Consider the following 7566-nt stretch of genomic DNA (forward strand, 5'->3'; position numbering starts at 1 on the left):
TTTAATAGATTCGTCTTAGAAAAACCTTTTTAACAAAACCAGTTGATGGGGCGTTTGTTAAGTGGTTGTACCTGACGATGATTATTGGCAAATGCGTTTTTGATAGCAGCTGCAGACACAGGAGAAATTTCAAGCGCAGTGGTCAAGACAACCCAAGTGACATCACTTTTGAGTGGTGGAGTCGTCAATGTTCCTGTGTATGTGACATAGGCAAGTTTAGTTGGAATTAGATTTGCAAGCTCTTGGTCATTGCATTTTCCCGCAAAAATATCGGCGATTTGTCGGTTGGTTTTAGTCGGATTAAGCGCACATAAGACGGCCAAAACTAAGGTTTCTTTGTTTGGACCACTAAAGACAAAATGCAACTCACAGCTAAGACGTTGACCATCAAAGAGATGCTCGCTACCATCATGGAAATGGAAACGTTGTAGTTGATAGGTTTGGCCTTTGAATTTTAATTCTCCTGTAGCCAAAAATTGCATACCAGATGCACTAGGTTGCTCATTAATATCTTGTTTTGAGGGAAATGTTATGGCTAGTGGTTGCTGTGTTAATTTTTGTGGTATCAGTGTTTTTAAATTTAAATCAATTGGCGATTGCCAAGAAGTATCAGCTTTCCAAGTATCTTGGCTTTGATAATCGAGTTGTGTCATAAAAAAAATCCTTCATTTGTTGAGTATTCTCAGTTGTTTACAATAACTATATAGGTTGTGTTGACTAAGTGCAAGCCACCCGATGGCAGATATCTGGTGTTAAATATGGTAAAATTAAAGCGAATTTAGTTTAGGAGGCTTTGGTGATGAATCGTAAAGAAAAAATTTGGGAGTACTTTAAGAATCATCCACAAGCAAGCGAAGGCTTAACAACGGCAACAGTAGTCGATGATTTAGGAATTTTGCGTACAAATGTTAGCAAAGAACTTAATGTTTTGGTGCGTGAAGGAAAGTTAAGTAAGCTTAACGGGCGCCCTGTTAGGTATTGCTTGGCGCATGCAAGACCACAAGCACCACAAATTGTAAATAAGCCAGATGTTGATGTGTCCGTTCCACTCAGCGATGACGTTTTTGACCGCTTGATTGGGCGTAAGGATAGTCTAAAAAATCAAATAGAACAAGCCAAAGCCGCACTGCTATACCCGCCAAATGGGTTAAATGTTTTGATTACAGGGCCGACTGGTTCAGGGAAGACATTTTTTGCTAATGCGATGTATCATTTCGCCTACGATAAGGGAATTTTACAAAAACAAGGCATCACGGTTTTTAATTGTGCTGATTATGCACATAATCCACAACTGTTGATGTCGCATTTGTTTGGTTATGTCAAAGGAGCCTTTACTGGAGCTAACGAAGATAAAGATGGTTTGATCCAAGAGGCTGACGGAGGGATGCTGTTTTTAGATGAAGTTCATCGTCTACCCCCAGAAGGACAAGAAATGATTTTTTATTTTATGGATCATGGCACATATAGTCGTTTAGGTGAGACAGGAAAGCAAAGCAAAGCCAATGTACGTTTGGTATGCGCAACAACCGAAGATCCGGAAAGTGCCTTACTTAAGACTTTTGTTCGGCGGATTCCAATTGTCATTCAAATGCCATCTTTCCAACAAAGAACGACACGTGAACGTTTGCAGTTGTTGAAACGCCTATTGACAATTGAAGCCAATCGAATTCAAAAAAATATCACCTTAAATGAAGATGTGGTACAAGCCTTGTTAGGTAGTGTGACGTTTGGAAACGTTGGGCAGTTAAAATCAAATGTACAGCTCGTTTGTGCACAAGGTTTTTTAGGAAGTATGCAAGATGAAAATGATATTACGATCCAATTTGAACAATTACCTCCCCAAATAAAAGAAGGGTTGTCGCGTTTAGCCTCTGATCGTGTTGAACAAGGCAAGCTTGCTAGGTTATTGGAACCATTACTTGTTATTCGTCCAGATGATTCGACTAATAATCTTAACGATACTGATAATTATGAACTACCATATAACTTATATGAATTAATCGGTAAAAAAGCAGCTGTCTTGCAAGATGAAGGTTTAGATCAAGCTGCAATTAACAACTTTATTATGACGGACATCAATGTTCATCTAAAGTCGTTTTATCGTAATGTTGGCTTACAAAAAACCGAAACAAATTTCAATGAAATTGTCGATCAAGAAATTGTGGATGTGACTAATGAAATTGAAAAAGTTCTCAAGCAAAAAAACTACAACATCAATGGTAATTTCTTATATGCCATGAGTTTGCATATCAGTTCATTTATTAAACGTGTGCAATCAGGCCAACCATTGCGCGATGTGGCGGAAAATATCGTTTCGATGGTTCAAGATTATCCAAATGAATTTGCCTTAGCTAAGCAAGTTAAAGCAATTTTAGAAGCGCATTATAAGTTTCCGGTACCTGATTCAGAAACGTATTATCTGGCAATCCTATTGGTTTCGCTTAAGGCAGCTCCTAAAAATGGTAAAGTTGGAATTGTGGTTGCCGCTCATGGTAATAGTACTGCATTTTCAATGGTTCAAGTGGTTAAGCAACTTTTAGATGTTGATAATTTGACTTCATTTGATATGTCATTAGAGATCAGTCCACTAACTGCTTTAAATGAGATTGCCACAAAGGTCAAAAAAATTGACCGTGGTAATGGTGTTTTACTTTTGGTTGATATGGGCTCTTTAGGGACGTTTAGTGCTAAACTTACCGAAATGACTGGAATTGAGGTCAAGACAATTGATATGGTGACGACTGCTATGGTATTAGAAGCGGCGCGTAAAACATCAATGATAGATAGTACTTTAAATTCTGTTTACCATGAATTATCAGAGTTTAGTGGTTATTCGCGTCCATTTGGCCATAATGAGGATCGAAAAGAAACAGAAGTTAAAATTTCAAATGCTAATAAACCCAAGGCGATTATTGCAATTTGCTCTACGGGTGAAGGAACCGCCAAAAGAATCAAAGAGATGCTTGATGAAATCTTAATCGATAATTTATTAGACGATATCGAAGTGATTCCAATTTCCGTGGTTAATATGCAACAAACGATTGCGCAGATTCAAAAAGAGCATTATATCGTTGCAACAACAGGTATTGTTAATCCGCAAATCGATGCACCGTTTATTTCATTAGAAAATCTTTTGCAAGGTGGAGGTCAACAGTTTGTTGAACTACTAGAAGAAATGGATAGTAATACGCTATTTGTTGATACACAAGATACACAACTTGCTACACTAAGCGAACAAGATGTGTGTCAATATCTAGAACAGTATTTTACCTTCATCAATCCTAAAAAGGTTATCAAGATTTTATGGAACTACTGTGACTTTATTGAGCGCCGTACAGAAATTTTGATGACGGCTCCTTTAAGAATCAGTCTAATCATGCATTTGGCAGGAGCAATCGAAAGGTATTTGACACACACACCAATTACGGCAACCAGTGAGGAGTTAGCGAGTTTAGAAGACCAAAACTTGGCTAAAGTTGTGTTACAAGCCAATGAAATCTTGAAAGATGCACTTAATGTTGAGTTACCTTTAAGTGAAGTGTATTATATTGTGCGGATTTTTGATACACAAGCAACAGAAAATTGATACAAAACCTCGTGATACACAAAATAAGTGTATCATGAGGTTTTTTTAGTTAATTTTTAGGTTGATTTAACGCTGATTATGTGTGATACAGAAAAGTTGGCACGCAACTTGCTATATAAAGAGTGTAAGGAAACTTCTCAGACTGGAAGATTTTTGACCAGCTGCAGGTTTTACTTGCTGAACTAATTTTTTTATTATGTTTTTTTGTGTAAGCTGCATAGATTTTTTGGTTTGAGTAGGTGCAACTTTTGTTGATGAGGTTGTTTTTGAAAGATTTAGGTGATGAATATGACGATTGATGTCAAACTAATGAGAATTGATAGTCGTTTGCTTCATGGACAAGTAGCTACCAATTGGGCAAAAGTTTTGAAAGTTGATCGCATTTTGGTCGTCTCTAATCGAGTAGCTCATGATAACATTCGTAAAACATTGATTTTACAGGCTAGACCACCTGGTGTTAAGGTGCATGTTATCACCTTAGATAAGATGCTTAGAATCTATAGAGATGCACGTTTCTATGGAATGCGCGTATTGATTTTAGTCGAAGATCCGATTGATGCTTTGACTTTAATCAAAGGTGGAATCAAAGTCGAAATGGTTAACGTGGGTGCAATTAGTTTTAACAGTTCGCGCAAGATGGTTTCTGATGCCATCTCGGTCAACGCAGAAGATGTAGTTGCATTTAAATGGATGCATCAACACGGAATTGCGCTGGATATGCGTAAAGTTTCAAATGATTCGTCAAAAGATTTATGGCGGGTTTTAGTTGAAAAAGGGCTGGTTAGCTGATTGTCTTGAGTTGACAAAAGTTGACAGTTTGTTTTAGGAGTTTCTAAATACATTTTTAAGGAGGACAACATAATGGTAGGTATTATCCTAGCAAGTCATGGTGGCTTTGCTGAAGGCATTTTCCAATCAGGCGAAATGATTTTTGGTAAACAAGAAAATGTTCAAGCAGTTACCTTGATGCCAAGTGAAGGCCCAGACGATGTTCGGGCTAAAATGGAAAAGGCAATCGCTTCATTTGACGATCAAGAAGAAGTGTTATTCTTAGTTGATTTATGGGGCGGTACACCATTTAACCAAGCAAATAATTTGTTTGAAGCTCATAAAGATAAATGGGCAATTGTGGCCGGCATGAACTTGCCAATGGTCATCGAAGCATATGCATCACGTTTTTCGATGAACTCTGCGCAAGAAATTGCTGCACACATTATCGAAACAGGTAAGGATGGCGTAAAGATTAAACCAGAATCCTTACAACCAAAAGAAGCACCAAAAGCTGCTGAAAAACCAGCACAACCTACAGGAGCAATTCCTCCTGGAACAGTACTTGGTGATGGCAAGATTAAATACGTTTTAGCACGTATCGATTCTCGTTTATTACACGGTCAAGTTGCAACAGCATGGACTAAGACAACTCAACCAGATCGTATCATTGTTGTTTCTGATGGAGTTGCAAAAGACAATTTACGTAAGAGCTTAATTACAGAAGCTGCTCCTCCAGGAGTAAAGGCTAACGTTGTGCCAATCAAGAAGATGATTGAAGTTGCAAAAGATCCTCGTTTTGGTAACACTAAAGCTCTCTTGTTATTTGAAACACCACAAGATGCCTTAGAAGCAATCAAAGGTGGCGTTGATATCAAGGAATTAAACGTTGGCTCTATGGCACACTCTGTAGGTAAAGTGGCTGTTAACAAGGTTCTTTCCTTAGGTAAAGATGATGTGGCAACTTATGACGAATTAAAGAAGATGGGTATCAAATTCGATGTTCGTAAAGTTCCTGCAGATTCTAGAGATAACATGGATGATATTCTTGAAAAAGCTCGTAAAGAGTTGAACTAGTGTTTTTAAAAAAGATAGGAGGATAAAACATGTCTGCTATATCAATGATTTTAGTAGTAATTATTGCCTTTCTTGCGGGTATGGAAGGTATTTTGGATGAATTCCAATTCCATCAACCGCTTGTGGCATGTACATTAATCGGTTTAGTTACAGGTAACTTAGAAGCCGGTATCGTTTTAGGTGGTTCGTTACAAATGATCGCAATGGGTTGGGCAAATATCGGTGCTGCTGTAGCGCCCGATGCAGCTTTGGCATCTGTTGCTTCCGCTATTATTTTGGTTTTAGGTGGTCAAGGTGTTAAAGGTGTTAACGCAGCAATCGCTATTGCAATCCCATTGGCTGTTGCTGGTTTGTTCTTAACAATGGTTGTGCGTACATTGGCTGTGCCAATTGTGCATATTATGGATAAAGCAGCTGAAGAAGGTAACTACCGCAAGATTGAAATTTGGCAAATCTTAGCTATTTGTATGCAAGGTTTACGTATTGCAATTCCTGCTGCTTGCTTGATCTTTATTCCTGCTTCTGCAGTTCGTCATTTCCTAGAATCAATGCCAGCTTGGTTAAACGATGGTATGGCTATCGGTGGTGGCATGGTTGTTGCCGTTGGTTATGCTTTAGTTATCAACATGATGGCAACACGTGAAGTATGGCCATTCTTCATCATTGGTTTTGCTATCGCAGCTATCTCTGATTTAACATTGATTGCTATCGGTGCTATCGGGGTTTCCTTAGCTTTAATCTACCTTGAATTAAGCAAGGGTGGTTCTGGCAACGGAAATGGTGGTAACTCCAATACAGGTGATCCACTTGGCGATATTTTAAATGATTACTAGGATTGAAGGAGGAAACAAAAATGACAGAAAAGAAAATTACTTTAACTAAAAAAGATCGTTTATCTGTTGCATGGCGTTCTACCTTCCTTCAAGGTTCTTGGAACTACGAACGTATGCAAAATGGTGGTTGGTGCTTTGCATTAATGCCAGCTTTAAATAAGTTATATAAATCAAAAGAAGATCGTGCCGCAGCTTACAAGCGTCACTTGGAATTCTTTAACACTCACCCATATTTAGCATCACCAGTTATCGGTGTTACTTTAGCTTTGGAAGAAGAACGTGCCAACGGTGCTGAAGTTGACGACGTTGCTATCCAAGGGGTTAAAGTTGGTATGATGGGACCTTTGGCCGGTGTTGGTGATCCAGTGTTCTGGTATACTGTTCGTCCAATGCTTGGTGCTTTGGGTGCATCTTTGGCTTTAGGTGGTAGCATTTTAGGACCAATTTTATTCTTTGTTTGCTGGAATATTATTCGTTGGGCCTTCATGTGGTATACACAAGAATTTGGCTACAAAGCTGGTTCTAAGATTACAGAAGACTTATCTGGTGGTTTATTGCAACAAGTTACTCGTGGAGCATCTTTGATGGGGATGTTCGTGTTAGGTGCGTTGATTCAACGTTGGGTATCTATCAAGTTCACCCCAGTTGTTTCCAAGACAACCTTGAGTGATGGTGCATTCATCAACTGGGATAAATTACCAAAAGGTACAGCTGGTATTCGTTCTGCGTTAGAACAACAAGCAAATGGTTTGGCATTGTCTGATATTAAAGTTACAACATTGCAAAACAACTTGGATCAATTAATTCCAGGTTTGGCTGGTTTACTCTTGACACTTCTTTGCATGTGGTTGCTTAAGAAGAAAGTATCTCCAATCGTAATCATTCTCGCATTGTTCGTTGTAGGTATTGTGGGTCACGTAATTCACTTACTTTAATATTTGGAACAATCTTAACAAAAGCAGTTCTATCCGTTGGGATGGGGCTGCTTTTATGATATGATGGAATTGAAATTTGTTGTGAAATGGAGGAAAGAAAATGGTAGAATCGCTTAATACAAAAGTCGATTTAGTGATGGACGCAACGTCTTATTTAGGTTTGACTGATTACGGTAAGATAATGATAGGGGATCGGGGTTTTGAATTTTATAATGACCGTGATCCACGCAAATTCGTGCAGATTCCATGGGAAGAAGTGGATTTGGTGATTGCATCTGTCTTATTAGGAGGAAAGTGGATTCCACGTTATGCAATTCAAACCAAGAAAAATGGGACATATACGTTTTCTTCTAAAAATCCTAAGGTT

Annotated in this window: 7 protein-coding genes (1 of these 7 only partly in view); 6 read left to right on the forward strand and 1 reads right to left on the reverse strand. The window is 38.4% G+C overall.

Going from position 1 to position 7566, the window contains the following annotated elements:
- Positions 1–29: 29 nt before the first annotated feature.
- The gene (locus tag QM017_RS00535) at positions 30–653 is read right to left on the reverse strand and encodes a carbonic anhydrase family protein (RefSeq protein WP_282708492.1); all 624 of its coding nucleotides are present in this window, start codon (positions 651–653) and stop codon (positions 30–32) included.
- Between the two features lie 146 nt (positions 654–799).
- Between QM017_RS00535 and QM017_RS00540 the strand changes: the two genes are divergently transcribed.
- The 6 genes from QM017_RS00540 to QM017_RS00565 all read left to right on the forward strand — a co-directional run.
- Positions 800–3586, forward strand: coding sequence for a sigma-54-dependent transcriptional regulator (locus QM017_RS00540; RefSeq protein WP_178195124.1), 2787 nt, complete (start codon positions 800–802; stop codon positions 3584–3586).
- Positions 3587–3874: 288 nt separating this feature from the next.
- Entirely contained in the window at positions 3875–4375 is a 501-nt protein-coding gene (locus QM017_RS00545) for a PTS sugar transporter subunit IIB (RefSeq protein WP_282709540.1), read from the forward strand.
- 72 nt (positions 4376–4447) lie between these two features.
- A complete protein-coding gene (locus tag QM017_RS00550) occupies positions 4448–5431 on the forward strand; it encodes a mannose/fructose/sorbose PTS transporter subunit IIA (RefSeq protein WP_178195122.1) in 984 nt (327 codons plus the stop codon).
- Between the two features lie 29 nt (positions 5432–5460).
- Complete coding sequence (locus tag QM017_RS00555; protein ID WP_178195120.1) at positions 5461–6264, forward strand: PTS mannose/fructose/sorbose transporter subunit IIC; 804 nt, start codon at positions 5461–5463, stop codon at positions 6262–6264.
- Between the two features lie 20 nt (positions 6265–6284).
- Complete coding sequence (locus QM017_RS00560; protein WP_178195118.1) at positions 6285–7199, forward strand: PTS system mannose/fructose/sorbose family transporter subunit IID; 915 nt, start codon at positions 6285–6287, stop codon at positions 7197–7199.
- A gap of 100 nt (positions 7200–7299) precedes the next feature.
- Positions 7300–7566: the 5' portion of a DUF956 family protein gene (locus tag QM017_RS00565; protein ID WP_282708493.1), read on the forward strand. 111 nt of this gene lie beyond the right edge of the window; only the first 267 of its 378 coding nucleotides appear in the window; the start codon lies at positions 7300–7302; the stop codon falls past the right edge of the window.

The organism is Ligilactobacillus sp. Marseille-Q7487, from assembly GCF_949152225.1.
Classification (GTDB): Bacteria; Bacillota; Bacilli; order Lactobacillales; family Lactobacillaceae; genus Ligilactobacillus.